Source organism: Thalassovita mediterranea (assembly GCF_001458435.1).
Classification (GTDB): Bacteria; Pseudomonadota; Alphaproteobacteria; order Rhodobacterales; family Rhodobacteraceae; genus Thalassobius; species Thalassobius mediterraneus.
Genome location: NZ_CYSF01000007.1, coordinates 205,794 through 222,237, shown reverse-complemented (window position 1 = coordinate 222,237; position 16,444 = coordinate 205,794). Strand labels below are relative to the sequence as shown.

The window sequence follows — 16,444 nt, the reverse complement described above, 5'->3', positions numbered from 1 at the left end:
GCGCGTTTAGCGTTCGGTCAGTTTCAATTCAATCCGGCGGTTCTGCGCACGAGCGATGGGCGTATCCGCTGGGTTAACCGGCTGAAACTCACCAAATCCATTGGCACTGACGCGTGTCGGCGGAATGCCCAGACGTTCCACCATGAACCGCACCACCGACAATGCACGGGCCTGGCTCAATTCCCAGTTATCGGCAAAAGGCGCCCCTGCCCCCAGCGGCTGATCATCGGTGTGACCATCAACGCGGATAATCCAGTCTATTTCTGCGGGAATATCATCAATGACACTGCGCAGAATTGCGGCCACTTTGGCAATTTCGCGGGTTCCCTCATCCGAGAGATCCGCCCGCCCCGAGGCAAACAACACCTCTGAGGAAAAGACAAACCGGTCACCGACGATTCGCACACCTTCCTGCGTGCCCAGCAATTCACGCAAACGGCCGAAGAAATCGGAACGATAGTTTTCGAGGTCCAGGTTCTCTGCTTCTAGCCGCGCCTTCTCTGCCTCCAGGCGCAGGCGCTCTGCCTCTTCCAGCTGGCGGCGCTTGCGCTCTTCGGATGCGGCACGGGCCAGGGCGGCATTCAGGTTCGACCCCAGCGTTTCCAGTTGCACCTTGGCCGCAGCATCTCGTTCCTGAAAATCATCGATGATCGCCTGCAAGCTAGATAGCTGAGTGCGCAAAGCGGCCAATTGCTGATTAAGCAACGCCTGCTGTTTCTGCGCCTCGGATGCCAGCGCCTCTTGTTCCTGCAGCCGCGCTTGTGCCGTCGCCAATAGGGCCTGCTGGCGTTCAGCCTCTGTCAACTGCGCGGCAGCTTCTGCCTCTGCTGCCAGGCGGGCAGCAAGGGCTGCAGCCAAAGCTTCTTGGGCTTCGGCTTCGTTTTGTGTTTTCGCTTCTTGCGCGGCAAGAGCAGCGGTCAGTTTTTCCGCCAATTCCCCCTGTGCAGCTTCGGCAGCTGCCAAAAGTGTTAGCGTTTCTTCAGCCTCTTTACGCCGCTCTTCCAGCGCCAATGTCATGGCCGTCAGTTCCGCGTCAGCATTTTCCAGACGGGCACGCAGCGAATCGGCAGCAGCGGCTTCGGCCAGACGGGCGCGTTCTGCTTCGCTCAATGCGTCATTCAGTTCGGTCTGTTCGTTCAGCAGCGCGGCTTTTTCTGCGTTCAGCTCTGCGACCAGCGCCTCCAGCGCTTCGGCCTGAGCCGCAGCGAGGCGCGCGGCCTCCGCTTCGGCGTCTATCTCACTGCGGGCTTGGGCAAGAGCAAGGTTCAATGCCTCTTGCTGGGACAAAAGCTCAGCGCGCTCTCCTTCCAACGCAGCAATTGATGCCTGATTGCTGGCCTGCGTGGCCAAGAGTGCGGCGACCTGTGCCTCAAAATCGCTGATCTGCCCCTGCGCATTGGCCAGCTCGTTGTTCAAAGACGCAATCAACGCTTCTTGTGCTGCAGCAGTTGAACGGGCAACAGCCAGCGTTGCATCCAGCGCACCAACCTGTGCCGTAAGCTCCGCGGTCTTTCGCTGTTCCAGTCCCAACGCTTCTGCAAGGGCGGAAATTTCCAACGACAGTGTGTCCAGCTCTGCGCGCTGACCGGTGATGGTTTCACGTAGGACAAACTGCACCACCATAAAAATGGTGAGAACAAACATCAAAACCAACAGCAACCCGGTCATTGCATCCACGAAACCGGGCCAGATCGAGTTTTGAAAGCGTTGTCCGGTGCGCCGCGACAGGGCCATGATTAACCCTCCGGATCTCGCGTGCTGCGCAGGATGGGCTGACTATGTTCTGCGATACGGCCCTGGGCGATCAACCGGGTCAACGAAGCAATATCCATGCGCAATTCTGCCATCGTTTCCTGACGACCGGCGCTGATCTCTTCCAGAATGCGCAACAGCTGCACATCAATGGACCGCAGGCGCATCCGGCTTTCGGCATCCATACCTTCACCGCCGCCATCTGTCAGGGCTGCAACCATACGCTCCTGACTGTCTGCCAAGCGCTCAAGAGCAGAATTTACAGACCGGTCATCCGCCAAGCGATCGGTCAATCTCTCCAACGAAACCGCCAGCGCGCCAAGCTGCTGATCCACATGTGCGCGCCCTGCTTCGGATTGTTCAAACATCTGGCGCATCTGACCCATTTGGTCCTGCATATGATCAAGGATCTGTACGGCAGCGCCATATTCACCGGACGCGTCGCCCTCCCCGCTGGAAAAGCTGACGCGGGTGATGGTGGACAGCCATTCCTCCAATTCGCGGTAGAAACGGTTTTGGCCATGGCCGGCAAACAATTCCAGCAAGCCCACGACCAACGAACCGGCCAAACCCAGCAATGACGAGCCAAACGCCACACCCATGCCCGACAACTGCTGATCCAGACCACTCATCAAGCGGCCAAACACCTCAACACCACTTTCATTGTCGGACGGCGCAAGGCTGCGGATCGTGTCGACCAATGCGGGCACGGTGGTGGCAAGCCCGTAGAAGGTTCCTAAAAGGCCGAGGAAAATCAGCAGATTGACGATATATCGGGTAATTTCCCGCGCTTCATCAATCCGGGTCGCCACGGAATCAAGGATAGAACTGGTTGAGGATGTCGGGATTTCCATCCGCGCAGAATGGCGACGCAATAGCGATGCCAAAGGCGCCAGCAGACGTGGCGCGCGGCGATGCTCCATCTCGTCCCGACCAGAGACAAACGCTTCGATCCAGCGGACAGAGTTAAACAGCTGCGCCACCTGCCAAAAACAGGCCAGGACACCGATGCCAAATACAAACAGGATAAAACCGTTCAGGTACGGATTTGCCTCAAACACAGGCAAAATGCTGGGCAGCGCCAGAAACACCACAAAGGCCGATAGGCCAAGCACCAGAACCATCGACAGGATCTGACGAAATGGGGGGGAAAACTGCGGCGCGACCTCTTGGTCTGACTGTACCATATGGCCAGATCCCGACTTGTTGTTGTTGACAAAAACTCTACGGCGAAGCCGCTGTTAAGCCAAGCGTTTATGCTGTCAGTTCACGCACACGTTCGGTCAACCAATCCAGTTCTGCATCCTGAATGCCCAACTCGTGCAGATGCGCGGCAGTGTTGAACAGATATTCAGGGTTCGGCCCGCGCCCACCAACGGCATGAGCAATAATAGCCGCCTGCTTTTCCAACTCCATCCCGCCGCAATATTGGTCGTGATGCGGGTCGATCACATATGTCACCGCCTCTACCCGGCGGCCATCGCGCAGCTGCACCTCCAGCACCTTTTCCAGATAGGCGGAACTGACAAGCTCACGTTCACGCAGATAGGCCAGCACCTCATCCTCTTCGCCATCGCGCACCGACAGGGCGAGCCCGTGACAAGCAGCCCCAGAAAGTTCATCGAGCGCCAGAACGAGCCCCGGTTTTTCAACCGTACCTCGGTGGTGGATAGAGCTCATACAGAAACTGCGATGGTAATCAGGCAAGGTCGCAAGCGCCTGCTCAGCCGGAGAGAAGCCCGGATTCCACAAGAGTGATCCGTATCCGAACACCCACATCGTCATGCCTCTGATCCTTTCCGCTTGGCGGCTGCACGGGGCAGCGTTATTGCTTCCTCTAAACACCACCCATTGCCCAGAGGAAAGGCACTATCCTGTGAAACGTCTGCTGGTTGTCATTATTGTTGCTGCGCTGTTCTGGTCGACCTATTGGTTCATCGGCTCTCATGAGGTGCGCAATGGCGTTGAAAACTGGTTTGATGACCGACGCACGGATGGTTGGGTAGCAGAAACCACCGACATCAAAGTCGCGGGCTTTCCCAACCGGTTTGATCTGACAATCAGCGATCTGATGCTGGCGGATCCAGCCACCGGCTGGGCCTGGCAGGCACCGTTTTTCCAGGTTTTTGCCCTGTCCTATAAACCCAACCACGTGATTGCCACATGGCCCCACGAACAACAGCTGGCCACGCCTTTTGCCACCTATGACGTGAGCAGTGAACGGATGCAGGCATCGGTTGTCACCGCAGGCACTGATGTGACGCTGGAACGGGCCAATTTGGCTGCCGACCGGTTGCAGATCATTGGCCCATCCGGCGATGGCACCACCATGACCGCCTTTCGCGCGGCCCTGATGACCGAGGGTGAAAACCATTATCGGTTCGCCCTTGGCGCGGACGATCTGGCTCCAGCCAAAGCATTCCGCACACTGGTCGACACCACAGGCCGCCTGCCCCGCACCCTGTCGGCGTTCAGTGCGGATCTGAGCATGACATTTGACGCCCCGTGGGATCGTCACGCACTGGAACAGGGACGCCCACAACCAACCGCATTGGACCTGCATCTGGCCGAAGCCAAATGGGGCGAGTTGGAGCTGGCGCTGGCTGGGGATCTGGATATTGACGCGCAGGGCTGGGCAACGGGCAAGTTGGTGGTCAAAGCACGCAACTGGCGCGAAATCGTGCAAATGGCGGTTGCTGCGGGCGCGCTCACCCCTGACTGGGCACAAACCCTAAGCGGTGGATTGGAAATGGTGGCTGGATTGTCAGGGAACCCAAATACGTTGGACCTACCGCTGACCTTCGCCGGTGAAACCCTTTACTTCGGACCTCTTCCCCTTGGTCCAGCGCCAAATTTCACACTGCGGTAAATCCCGCAGGACGCCCCCATAACCCGTTATCGACAATAGGATCCGCTGCGGTGGCGGGCGGTGTCAAAATGGAAATGGTCCTTGTGGTACTTATCCGCATCCGGCCCCAGAACGGTCCCAAAAGGACCACAGGCCGCGCGATGGGCCTTCTTCAGAATGCGACCTTCGCGCCGTTTATTCCAATCCTTCAGAACGCTGAGGGATTGACCGTTTTGCAGCTTGATCGCGCCGATATCGATCGCCTTACCCTTTCCATGTTCCGAGATTTTGGCGCCTTTGCGATGATTGCGGGTACGGCACACGTAATGTCCGTAAATCGTCAACGACGACACGCCCCCACCGGTGCGGCCAACGGCAGGTTTCAGTCCGTTTTCCACCCATTTTTTTAAGGCCTTGGCCGTGCCGCATTCCATCACCGATGGCTGACTAAGGGTCACACCCGCAACTTCACGTAGGCGAATGGCATTTTTGACGCCGCACCCACGCAACTTGCCGGGCACTCGGCCCACCTCTTCGCCACGCAGACTGCGATCCCCACAGACAGACCCCCGCTTTGGCTGGCGACTGGCCTTATTGGCCAAAGTAGAAGGACGACTGTCCGGACGCCCATAGGGCGCAAACTACGCCCCAGACCATCTGAAACACGCGCCACCTGCACGCGGGCCGCTACATCGCGCAAAATCGCCTGTCCCAGATCCGGTGACACCAACCGCGCAGCGTTTTGAACAACAACAGAAGAAGATATCTGCGGTCGTTCAATTGGACGCAAACTGCGGCCTAGAGGATCTGCCGACACGGTGCCCACACCGCCCAGCGCAAGCCAAAGCCCAGCGAAGATCGCGGTCACAGCCCGCATCACTGGGGCTTGCCGCGCCCGAAGTCTGGTGCCTCGGTATCTTGGCCCGCCTCGATAATACCGCGGCGAATGGCGCGGGTTCGGGTGAAATAGTCAAACAATTGATCGCCATCCCCTGTGCGGATGGACCGCTGCAAGGCGAACAGCTCTTCGGTGAAACGGCCGAGGATCTCCAGGGTCGCCTCTTTGTTGGTCAGAAACACATCGCGCCACATGGTCGGATCGGACGCGGCAATACGGGTAAAATCACGGAAACCGGCGGCCGAAAACTTGATCACCTCGCGCTCAGAAACGCGGCGCAGGTCGTCGGCAACACCCACCATAGTGTAGGCAATAAGGTGCGGAATGTGGCTGACCACGGCACAAACCTGATCGTGGTGTTCCACGTCCATACGTTCGCAATTGGCACCCAACGCCTGCCAGAAGGTTTCCAATCGCTCAGTCGCCGCCTCATCCGCACCATTGGGCACGATCAGACACCAGCGGTTGTCAAACAGCGTGTCGAAACCGGATTCAGGGCCGGAATGCTCGGTGCCTGCCATCGGGTGCGCAGGCACAAAATGCACACCTTCGGGCAGATGCGGCGCGATTGCCTCGATCACCGATTTCTTGACCGACCCAACATCGCTAACGGTGCATCCATCTTTCAGATGTGGGGCAATATCGGCCGCAACCGCCCCCATGACACCAACCGGCACACACAGGACAACCAGATCGGCGTCCTTCACGGCCTCAACCGCGCTGTCGCAAACCACATCACACAACCCGATACGACGAGCAGTTTCGCGGGTTTGTTCAGATCGGGCGTAGCCTGTCACCTCTACCGCGACGCCTGCGCGCTTGATCGCCCAATACATCGACGAAGCGATCAACCCCAGGCCAATCAGCGCAACGCGGTTGTAAACGACACTCACGCCGCACCCTCCCGGTGTTGGGTGATAAACTGGCCAATCGCATGTGCCACACGACGGCAGGACGGTTCATCACCAACAGTGATCCGCAGCGCGTTCGGCAGGCCATATCCTGCAACTTTGCGCACGATCAGACCCTGCGATTTCAGATGCGCATCGGCCGCATTTGCCTCGGCCGCGTCCTGAAATCGTGCCAGGATAAAGTTGGTGTAGGATGGGTCACAGTCGACACCATGTCCTGCCAGCGCCTCAATCAACCAAGCGCGCATACGTGCATTCTCAGTACGGCACTTGTCCAGATAAGCGCGATCACGCAACGCCGCCTCTGCCGCCTGAAGCTGCAGATTGTTCAGATTAAACGGCTGACGCACACGGTTCAGCACGTCGATAATTTCCTTGGGTGCATAGCCCCACCCTACGCGCAAACCACCCAGACCGTAGATCTTGGAGAAAGTGCGCGTCATGATCACGTTGTCACGACTTTCGACCATGCCGGCCCCGCCGTCATAGTCATCAACAAATTCAGCATAGGCACCATCCAGAACCAAAATTGCCTTGGCTGGCAGACCTTCGGCCAAACGCTTGCAATCCTCCATCGGGATCATGGTGCCCGTGGGGTTCGCAGGGTTGGCGATAAACACGATCCGCGTTTTATCGGTGCAGGCGGCCAAGATCTTGTCCACATCCACGGTGCGGTCGGTTTCATCCACCTTCACCGGCGTTGCACCAACGGCGTGCGCCAAAATGGGATACATCGAAAACCCGTGTTCGGTATAAATCACCTCATCCCCTGGTCCGGCAAAGGACTGTGCGATGAACTGCAACACCTCATCGGATCCAACACCGCAGATGATGTTGTCCGCATCCAAACCATGCACATCCGCAATCGCCCGACGCAGCCCCGCGTGATCAGTGCCCGGATAACGATGCAGATCCACCCCCGCAATCCGCAGCGCGTCGGCCACTTTGGGGCTGGGCCCAAACGGGTTTTCGTTTGAGCTGAGCTTTACCACGTCGGTGACACCATCAACATGCGCCGCACCACCTTGGTAGAGGGCGATTTCCATGATGCCGGGTTGAGGCGTGATCTTGGTCATTATTCAGGGCTCCTTGACTGCCCCCCTAATACCCGCCCCCTGTGCAGAGGAAAAGCGACAAGATCACGCGGCGTGCTGAACCCGTGTCGGCTGTCCCGTTTGTGCATCAATCACATAATGCGCCATGTGCTGATCCAGCGTCTGCGTCAGGTCATTTACCGCCGCAATGATACGTTCAACCGTTATCTCATTCATCATGTAAGAGAAGTTCAGCCGCACCCAACCCGGCTTTTGCACTGTGATGCCCGCGCGAATGCTATCGCGCATCTGGTGGGATAACTCCTCGCTGATACCCAGCAGTCTATGACCATATGGCCCCGCGCATGAACAGCCGCCGCGCACCTGTACGCCATAAATGTCGCTGAGCATCATGGTAATCAACAACGGGCTAACAACCTGCCCTGCCCCATCTCGCACCAGAAAGGAAAAGATCGGCAAACGATGCGGCACCTGCCGCCCCAAGAGTTGGATCTGTTCATTATCCTGCCACCCATCCAGCCCCATCGCGGCATAACGTGCTTCACGGGCTGCGATTTCATCCGTGCCGATCACGTCTTTCACCATAAAGGCAAGTGCGGCGCGAATGTCACCGATGATGTTGGGCGTTCCTGCCTCTTCACGGGCTTCCAGGTTGTTGATGTAGTCGTGCGCGACGCTGGACACATAGGTCACCGTCCCACCCCCCGGCCAGCTAGGCCGATCTGCGACAACAGCCGCGCGGTTGACGATCAATACGCCGGATGCACCGGGGCCGCCGGGGAATTTGTGTGGACTGACCACGACCGCGTCCTTTTGCGCATCAGTCCCTGCGGCCATGTCAATCGGCAAATAGGGGCCGCCACCAGCATAATCCCAGACCGCCAGTGCGCCATGCGCCTTCAACAAGCGGGTCACTGCGTCAGTATCCGTCACAATCCCCGTGACGTTAGACGCGGCAGAGAAGCTGCCGATAATCAGATCGCTATCGCTGTTTTCTTGCAAAATGGCTGTCAGCTGCGTCATGCAGGGACCACCTTCTGGGGCTTCGTCAACTTCGATCAAGCGTGCTTTGGTTTCGCGCCAAGGCAAAATATTGGAGTGATGTTCGTAAGGGCCGATCAAAATCACCGGATCCTGCGCCTTTTCGACACCAAACAGGCTAACCAGACGGTTGATACCCGCCGTCGCACCAGAACCGGCAAACACCACTGCGTGATCCGGTCCAGTCCCGCACAGGCGTCCGATCTCTGAGCGCGCGGCGTTGCGCAGGGCAGTCATATGCGCACCGGTAAAGGAACTTTCGGTGTGGCTGTTGGCATAAAATGGTAGAACCTGCGTCTGCACAAACTCCTCGACCTGCCGCAATGCCCGCCCTGAGGCGACATAATCTGCATAGGTCAATTCAACCGGACCATAGAGACCGGGGATTTTCACCCCTTCGCCAATAACGCTGTCAAACAGGCTGCCATCGGTTTTTGCGGCGGTGATCAGTTGACGGAAATGGGACAGAGACATGAGTGAGGGCCTTTATTGTTCGCCCGCCCAATCTGAACGATGCAGCGTGAGATTTTTCACCCTTTCTTTTCGACTTATGCATCAATATTCTATCAATTGACCCACATAGGCGACAATCATGGATCAAATTGACAAACAACTCCTTGCCGCACTGCAAAAGGACGGATCGCTGTCGCAACGCGAATTGGCTGACCGCGTCGGCCTGTCCCAGAACGCCTGTTGGCGACGCCTAAAGGCACTGAGTGACAACGGAGTACTACAAGGATCCACCGCGCGGATTGACCGGCAGAAACTAGGGCTGGATCTGGTTGTCTTTGTACTGCTGCGTACGCGACACCATTCGGCCAAATGGCTGGATGAGTTTCGCCGCCATGTGCTGACCATCCCGGAAGTCGTCGATTTCCACCGGATCAGTGGCGATTATGACTATCAGTTGAAAGTGGTGACCGAGGATATGGCCAGCTACGACGCTGTTTATCGTCGCCTGATCGAAGGTGTCGATCTGGACTCTGTCACTTCCTACTTCGCCATGGAGGCCATCGCCGAAGGCCGCCCCTTACCGCTCTGACCACACTTTCTCTGTTCCGAAAATATCCCGGGTGAATTGGCCGTAGGCCAACGGGGCAGCGCCCCCTTTCCCGCATCAGGGCAAAAGAAAAACCCGCCACAATGGGCGGGTTTTCCAAAAACTTCCGAAGTGGTGCGGCGAAGATTAGTTCTTCGCGTAGAATTCAACCACCAAGTTCGGTTCCATAACAACCGGGTACGGCACGTCGGACAGGCCGGGGGTGCGTACGAAGGTTGCGGTCATTTTCGAGTGGTCTGCTTCGATGTAGTCAGGAACATCACGCTCGGGCAGAGCAACAGCTTCCAGCAGAGCAACCATTTGCTTGGAACGATCACGAACCTCGATCACGTCGCCTTCTTTGACGCGGTAGGAGGGGATGTTCACGCGCTTGCCGTTCACCAGAACGTGGCCGTGGTTTACGAACTGACGTGCGGCAAACACGGTCGGAACGAATTTGGCGCGGTATACAACGGCGTCCAGACGACGCTCCAGCAGACCGATCAGGTTTTCACCGGTATCGCCTTTTACACGCTCGGCTTCGCCGTAGATGCGACGGAACTGTTTTTCGGTCAGGTCGCCGTAGTAGCCTTTCAGCTTCTGCTTGGCGCGCAGCTGGATACCGAAGTCGGACAGTTTGCCCTTGCGGCGCTGGCCGTGCTGGCCGGGGCCGTATTCACGACGGTTTACCGGCGACTTGGGGCGACCCCAGATGTTTTCGCCCATGCGGCGGTCAATTTTATACTTGGCAGACGTACGTTTAGTCACGGCTGATCTCCTTCTTAGGGCGCTGCCCGGGGGCAGCTATGAAGGGCGTTGTCCTCTTGTCTTGCGACATGACAGGAATCCCCTTGCGGGGGCCACCAACACCAATGAAGTGGCGCTTATACTGTGATGTTTGGCAGAGTCAACGCGCTGAGGGCGGAAAACGCCTGTAAAACTGACGTTTTTCACCGGCTCAGCACAGTTTTATCGAAACGGCCCTATCAGGCCGCTTCGTGCATCAGAATCGCGGCCTCGGATTTTGACAGATTGCGGCGGGCATAGCCCCCATAACTCTGCGGATCGGCCTCAATTTCAGGGTACTGCGCCAACAGACGCATCCGGTCAGTGTCATCCAACGTCGACAGCGCCGCGCTGGAGGGATGGAAGCTTTCGGTTTCCACACCATTGGCCCAGAGGATCTGATGATCTGACAGCAGCAAGTGGATATAGGTCACTTCACGCACCTGCGTGTCTATGCGCACCTGTTTGTTGTCCACCAGATCGCTGGCGGCGACCAACACTTCAGGCGTATTGAACAGGGCCCGCGCCACAGCACCACGCACCAACATGCGATGGCTGGGTGACACCAGCAGTTCCTGATCAGGACGATGCACGCCTAGCGCACCGGCATTGATACGGATCGGGCGCAGCTTCGGCATTGCAAATAGACGCGCGCCCGTCATACGACGCGATCCGATCCACAGGATTTCCTGTGTGCCGTTATCCTTGGTCTGCACCTTGTCACCTTCGCGCAGTTCCTGCACCAGACGGGCGCCTTGCGGCGTTTCGATCCGCGTACCGGGGGTAAAGCAAATAACCCCACCGCTGCTGTCAGTGATGTGATTGTCCTGCATCGCATCAAGCGTGTGATGCACCACCCACAACTCACGCCCCTTGGGCGGCAGATTGCCGAGGAACATCAACAACGGCTGCGCGCCCTGCCCCACTTCGATCACAGTGAGCGTGTAAGTCGCGGTGCCGTCTGTCACCACGATGCTGCTGTCTGTCAAAGTTTCGTCAACCTCGATCCGATCGAGGTCTGTCCGTTTTTGCCGCGCCGCACCAACGAGTCGCCGCACCATACGTGCCGCACTCTTGCGGAGATTCGCCTCGCCATCAGCCTGCCCCAAACGCAACAGCTCCTGAGGGCCATCAACCCGCACCGCATCCCCGCTCCAGGACCAAGAGGCCCCAACGTCCAATGCATACAAGGGTGCGGCAGGAATGCCGTCTACTTGCGTCTGTGACCAGGAAATGACGAACGTGCCGTAAAAGCCCGTCCCCATGCTCGTGTCCTGCCTACTAGGTATTTTTGTTTTTTTGTTTGTTTCACTAGAGATAGCAGAAAATTGTCAAAACGCCTAGCCCCGTCGGTATTTTGACACATCATTTCGGAGGTATTCTGGCCGACCTGCAACACGATACACGTAAGGCGCGCACCCCCTGAGCAACGCGCCTATCAAACGAGCAGATTTTGCGTAAAACGCTTAGAAATCTAGGTTCAACCGCAAAGAGCCCACAACCTGTCCTTCTTGCTGGCCTTCGAATTCTTCGCCCAACCAGCTGACACCATAGAACACGCTGCTCTTTTCACCCTGCCAATGCAGACCCGCCCGTAGGCGACTACGGGTATCAGTGTGCGTCACACCGGACGATTCGGGCAGATAAGCCGAATCGTGAACGCGGGCAATGTCGCCGCCCAAGACAACGCTATAACCCGGCACCTTGTTCTGAACGGTACGATAGCGCTGACCACTGACCGGATCACGCACCAAGAGTTCACCGCGCCCGACGCCACCAATGGTCAGATCAGCACCTGCGCGCAGCATGGTTTCCACGCCAGCACGCGCTTCGACAAACGGGCGGATCGATATACCGTCGCCCAATTGCACGCTATGCCCCATTTCCAGCACCGCAGTCGGATGGACAGCGTTGTCAATCTGCGCATCCAAAACAGCATCTGATGCTTTCTGCACCCCCAGCAGATCGTGGAAAGCCCCCTGAAACTGATCAAGCAACGTGTTGTCACCAGTCAGCACCATGTCGAGACCCAGCGAATATTCAATTGCGCTGCGTTCGTAGTGGGTGTGCAAACCAAACGACAGGCTGCCCGCATAAGGACGATCACCGGCCGCCGGTGTTTCCAGATTATCCGGAGCAATGATTTCAGCGTTGATACGGAATTCCAGGACATCACCGGGATTGGACGGCAAAGCGCCCCCCCATGCGGAACGTCCCCAGACACGGCTGGACGCAACAGACCCAGTCCGCCAACGATCCTGCGTGTCACCGATAAAGTCGTTCTGGATCATGCGGCCATAGCCGATACGCTGCATGCCCTCAGCCACAGACTGGCTGGCAACAAGCGACACCCCGAGGGCAACAAGACCAATAGCGCGGATCATCCGATCACCTTTCCTTACGCCCCCCAGCGTTATCTGTTGATTAGACGACCCCTTGCGAGGGAACCAGCGAAATTCGCAAGTTTACCCATAAGAGAGCAGAGGCGTTGCCCTTATGCACATGTTGCCTGACCACTTAGGCCGTGCAACGAACAGGCACTGGCCTAAAAAAGAGGCAATTGCCGCATATGGGCGGGGCTGCTTGGGCCATGATCAGACGGTTACGTTGGACAAAAGCAAACTCGATTCGGAATTGGTCACGCCCTTGACCTCTCGGATGTCGCGCAGCACGCGATCGAATTGCGGCAGAGTTTCCGCCCGAATTTCGACCACCAGATCCCAAGCACCATTCGTGGAATAAATCATCGTCACCTCAGGGATCGCCCGCAGGGTACGGATCACTGTGCGTGACATAGACCCCTGCAATTCAACCATGGTAATCGCACGCACCTGTTCATGATGATCGCTGTCGGTTTCGATGGTAAAACGGGTGATCCGTCCCTCAGCCACCAGCGCATCAAGCCGGGTCTTCACAGTGGTGCGCGACACCCCGGCGATATGTGCCAGTTCAGTCACCGAAGCCCGCGCATTGTCACGCAGGGCCGCAATCAATTTTCGATCGGTTCTGGAAAGCGCGCTCATCGTCAAACTCCTGTCAAACTCATCAAGGTGAAGGCTTGACCTTATCAAAACGCCGAAAAGAATGACAATTAGAAAAGTCATTTGGTCAATTTGATCATTTTTGCAGGTGACCTAGCAGGATTAACCCCGCACCCTAAAGGACCACTTTGCACAGGATAGACAATGACCCCGCGCGATACTGCCCCCCGATGCCAGATTATCGGCGCCCCGGTTCAAACCGGCGCCGCCCAACCCGGCTGCCTTATGGGACCTGCCGCTTTTCGTACGGCCGGCCTGCCCGACGTTCTGACAGAACTTGGCTGGCACGTCGAAGATCTTGGTGACGTGACGCTTCCCCAGATTAAACCTGTAGCGCACGCGAACCCGGCATTGAAAAATCTGGCCGAGATGATCGAATGGACCCGCCTACTGGCGGCGGCCGCATATGACGCAGCGCGCACCTGTGATCGACCGATTTTCATTGGTGGCGACCATTCAATGGCCGCAGGCACAGTCAGTGGCGTTGCAAAACATGCCGCAGAGCAAGGTCGACCCCTGTTCATTCTGTGGTTGGACGCGCACCCTGATCTGCACACTCTGGACAGCACAACGTCCGGCAACTTGCACGGCACACCGGTGGCCTACTACACTGGCCAACCAGGGTTTGATCAGTTCCCGCCCCTGAGCGCACCGGTAGATCCGCGCAATATCTGCATGATGGGCATCCGGTCTGTTGATCCCGCAGAACGCCAGCGGATCAACGATCTGGGGCTGACCGTCCACGACATGCGCGCAATCGACGAACATGGCATTGTACGCCCCCTCAGCGCCTTTCTTGATCGGGTGCAGGCCGCCAATGGAATGCTACACGTTAGCCTAGATGTTGATTTCCTCGACCCGTCCATCGCGCCTGCAGTTGGCACAACAGTCCCCGGTGGCGCCACATTCCGCGAAGCGCACCTGATCATGGAAATGCTGCATGACAGCGATTTGGTGACGTCCCTCGATCTGGTGGAACTGAACCCCTTTCTGGATGAACGCGGCCGCACCGCCAAACTAATGACCGATCTAACCGCCAGCCTGTTTGGCCGCAGCGTGCTGGATCGCATGACCCGCAGCTACGCCTGAGCCCTCAATATTAGGAGTGCAAGACATGACACCTCCCTCTGACAAGGCCCTTGTGCCATTTGTATCCGTTGAAAACATGATGCGGCTTGTGAACGCGATGGGCGCGGAAACCGTGCTGCGTGAATTGGCCAGCTATATCGAGGCCGATTTCAAACGCTGGCCCGAATTTGACAAAACCCCGCGGGTGGCCAGCCACTCGACCGACGGCGTGATCGAATTGATGCCGACTGCCGATGCTGAAAACTACGGCTTCAAATACGTAAACGGCCACCCCAAGAACATGAAAGAGGGCTATCAGACCGTCACCGCCTTTGGTGTGCTATCGTCGGTCGCCAACGGCTACCCGATCCTGCTGTCGGAAATGACCGTGCTAACCGCGCTGCGCACCGCCGCGACCTCAGCATTGGTAGCAAAGTATTTGGCCCCCAAGGGTGCCAAGACCATGGCGATGATCGGAAACGGCGCACAGTGCGAATTTCAGGCGCTGGCGTTCAAGGCGATCTGCGGCATCACCACCGTGCGCCTTTATGACATCGACCCTGCCGCAACCGCCAAAGCCGCACGCAATCTTGCTGGCACAGGCCTGACCGTCGTGGCCTGCAAAACCGGCGAAGAGGCGATTGAAGGTGCCGAGGTGATCACCACCTGCACCGCAGACAAACAATATGCCACCATCCTGACCGACAACATGGTTGGCGCTGGCGTCCACATCAACGCCATCGGTGGCGATTGCCCCGGCAAAACAGAACTGCACCGCGATATCCTGCTGCGGTCAGACATCTTTGTGGAATACCCACCGCAAACCCGCATCGAAGGCGAAATTCAAGCCCTCGACGCAGACCATCCAGTGACCGAGCTTTGGCAGGTGATGCGGGGCCAAGCCGAAGGTCGCCGCGACCCACGTCAGATCACCCTGTTTGACAGCGTCGGCTTCGCCATCGAAGACTTCAGCGCCCTGCGCTACATCGCGGAAAAGGTCAAAGGAACCGAATTCTTCGACATGCTGGATATGCTCGCGGATCCCGACGATCCACGCGACCTGTTCGGCATGCTACAGCGCGCGGGCTGACCCCGTCACACCCCAAGCCCCAATGCCGTCGCAGCGCGTTGAACTGCGGCGGCCACCTGTTCCAATTCTTTGGTCAACGGGTTGGATTTGCGCCAGACCATCCCGATCTGCCGCTTCGGCGCTGGATCTGGGAAATGAGCGACCGCCACATTGGCAGACCGCGTTTCGACCGCAACCGCCATATCCGGTATCAACGTCACACCAATACCTGCGCCGACCATCTGTACCAATGTCGACAAAGAACTGCCGTCCAACAATTCACGCGGCGCACTGCGATTGATCGCGCAGAACGATAGCGCCTGATCGCGAAAGCAATGCCCTTCTTCCAACAACAACAGCCGCATTTCGCGTAGGCGGTCAGGCCCCGGCACCGGCTGGTCGGCATCACGTTGCGGGCGCACCAGGACAAATTCCTCTTCAAACAACGGCACTTCTTTGAATGCGGGTTCTGAAATGGGCAACGCCACGATTGCAATATCTAGTGACCCCTCTTTCAGTTCGTCGATCAGGCGTGGGGTGATGGTTTCCCGTAAACGCAGATCGATATCAGGATGATCGCGCGCCAACACCTCCACAACGCTTGGCAATAGATAGGGGGCGATTGTCGGGATCACCCCGATTCGAAGACGCCCCACCAAACGATCTCGGCCCGCCCGCGCCAAATCCCCCAACTCATCCACTGATCGCAGGATATGTTGCACCCGACCTGCGAACTCTTCGCCCATGCGAGTCAAGCGCACCTGACGGGCACCACGCTCAAACAGTTTGGCACCGATCGTTTCCTCCAACTCTTTGATCTGAACAGACAAAGCAGGCTGCGACACGGCGCATGCCTCAGCAGCCTGACCGAAATGAGATAGGCGCGCGACGGCCTCAAAATAGCGGAGCTGGCGGAGGGTAATATTGTTCATAGGT

Annotated in this window: 16 protein-coding genes; 4 read left to right on the top strand and 12 right to left on the bottom strand. The window is 57.5% G+C overall.

Annotated elements, in window-relative coordinates:
* Window positions 1–6: 6 nt before the first annotated feature.
* From TM5383_RS08455 to TM5383_RS08445, 3 genes are all read right to left on the bottom strand, one after another.
* Entirely contained in the window at window positions 7–1,734 is a 1,728-nt protein-coding gene (locus TM5383_RS08455; protein ID WP_058318602.1) for a peptidoglycan -binding protein, read from the bottom strand.
* Between the two features lie 2 nt (window positions 1,735–1,736).
* Window positions 1,737–2,939: a hypothetical protein gene (locus TM5383_RS08450; protein WP_058318601.1), complete on the bottom strand. Its 1,203-nt coding sequence runs from the start codon at window positions 2,937–2,939 to the stop codon at window positions 1,737–1,739.
* Window positions 2,940–3,006: 67 nt separating this feature from the next.
* A complete protein-coding gene (locus TM5383_RS08445; protein WP_058318600.1) occupies window positions 3,007–3,537 on the bottom strand; it encodes a gamma-glutamylcyclotransferase in 531 nt (176 codons plus the stop codon).
* 91 nt (window positions 3,538–3,628) lie between these two features.
* Here TM5383_RS08445 and TM5383_RS08440 point away from each other — a divergent pair, with 91 nt between their 5' ends.
* Window positions 3,629–4,621, top strand: coding sequence for a DUF2125 domain-containing protein (locus TM5383_RS08440; protein ID WP_058318599.1), 993 nt, complete (start codon window positions 3,629–3,631; stop codon window positions 4,619–4,621).
* Window positions 4,622–4,647: 26 nt separating this feature from the next.
* Here TM5383_RS08440 and TM5383_RS08435 read toward each other — a convergent pair whose 3' ends face one another.
* The 4 genes from TM5383_RS08435 to TM5383_RS08420 all read right to left on the bottom strand — a co-directional run bounded on the left by TM5383_RS08435 (window position 4,648) and on the right by TM5383_RS08420 (window position 8,979).
* The gene (locus TM5383_RS08435) at window positions 4,648–5,121 is read right to left on the bottom strand and encodes an extensin-like domain-containing protein (protein ID WP_076400251.1); all 474 of its coding nucleotides are present in this window, start codon (window positions 5,119–5,121) and stop codon (window positions 4,648–4,650) included.
* A 355-nt stretch (window positions 5,122–5,476) separates the two neighbouring features.
* On the bottom strand, window positions 5,477–6,391 hold the full coding sequence (locus TM5383_RS08430) for a prephenate/arogenate dehydrogenase family protein (protein ID WP_058318597.1): 915 nt from the start codon (window positions 6,389–6,391) through the stop codon (window positions 5,477–5,479).
* Entirely contained in the window at window positions 6,388–7,485 is a 1,098-nt protein-coding gene (gene hisC / locus TM5383_RS08425; RefSeq protein WP_058318596.1) for a histidinol-phosphate transaminase, read from the bottom strand. The genes TM5383_RS08430 and hisC overlap by 4 nt, the downstream gene beginning before the upstream one ends.
* Window positions 7,486–7,548: 63 nt before the next feature.
* Window positions 7,549–8,979: an aminotransferase class V-fold PLP-dependent enzyme gene (locus tag TM5383_RS08420; protein WP_058318595.1), complete on the bottom strand. Its 1,431-nt coding sequence runs from the start codon at window positions 8,977–8,979 to the stop codon at window positions 7,549–7,551.
* A gap of 118 nt (window positions 8,980–9,097) precedes the next feature.
* Here TM5383_RS08420 and TM5383_RS08415 point away from each other — a divergent pair, with 118 nt between their 5' ends.
* Window positions 9,098–9,547, top strand: a complete 450-nt coding sequence (locus TM5383_RS08415; RefSeq protein ID WP_058318594.1) for an Lrp/AsnC family transcriptional regulator — start codon at window positions 9,098–9,100, stop codon at window positions 9,545–9,547.
* A gap of 144 nt (window positions 9,548–9,691) precedes the next feature.
* On the opposite strand, the gene rpsD is transcribed toward TM5383_RS08415, so the two are convergent.
* The 4 genes from rpsD to TM5383_RS08395 all read right to left on the bottom strand — a co-directional run bounded on the left by rpsD (window position 9,692) and on the right by TM5383_RS08395 (window position 13,353).
* Entirely contained in the window at window positions 9,692–10,312 is a 621-nt protein-coding gene (rpsD, locus tag TM5383_RS08410; RefSeq protein ID WP_058245355.1) for a 30S ribosomal protein S4, read from the bottom strand.
* A 218-nt stretch (window positions 10,313–10,530) separates the two neighbouring features.
* The gene (locus TM5383_RS08405; protein WP_058318593.1) at window positions 10,531–11,595 is read right to left on the bottom strand and encodes a Hint domain-containing protein; all 1,065 of its coding nucleotides are present in this window, start codon (window positions 11,593–11,595) and stop codon (window positions 10,531–10,533) included.
* A 201-nt stretch (window positions 11,596–11,796) separates the two neighbouring features.
* A complete protein-coding gene (locus TM5383_RS08400) occupies window positions 11,797–12,714 on the bottom strand; it encodes a lipid A-modifier LpxR family protein (RefSeq protein ID WP_058318592.1) in 918 nt (305 codons plus the stop codon).
* 210 nt (window positions 12,715–12,924) lie between these two features.
* The gene (locus TM5383_RS08395) at window positions 12,925–13,353 is read right to left on the bottom strand and encodes an Lrp/AsnC family transcriptional regulator (RefSeq protein ID WP_058318591.1); all 429 of its coding nucleotides are present in this window, start codon (window positions 13,351–13,353) and stop codon (window positions 12,925–12,927) included.
* A 162-nt stretch (window positions 13,354–13,515) separates the two neighbouring features.
* On the opposite strand from TM5383_RS08395, the gene rocF reads away from it, so the two are divergent.
* Window positions 13,516–14,460: an arginase gene (gene rocF / locus TM5383_RS08390; protein ID WP_058318590.1), complete on the top strand. Its 945-nt coding sequence runs from the start codon at window positions 13,516–13,518 to the stop codon at window positions 14,458–14,460.
* Window positions 14,461–14,485: 25 nt separating this feature from the next.
* On the top strand, window positions 14,486–15,529 hold the full coding sequence (gene ocd / locus TM5383_RS08385; RefSeq protein ID WP_058318589.1) for an ornithine cyclodeaminase: 1,044 nt from the start codon (window positions 14,486–14,488) through the stop codon (window positions 15,527–15,529).
* A 5-nt stretch (window positions 15,530–15,534) separates the two neighbouring features.
* Here the strand turns inward: ocd and TM5383_RS08380 are convergent, their stop codons facing one another.
* Complete coding sequence (locus tag TM5383_RS08380; protein ID WP_058318588.1) at window positions 15,535–16,440, bottom strand: hydrogen peroxide-inducible genes activator; 906 nt, start codon at window positions 16,438–16,440, stop codon at window positions 15,535–15,537.
* Between the last annotated feature and the right edge of the window lie 4 nt (window positions 16,441–16,444).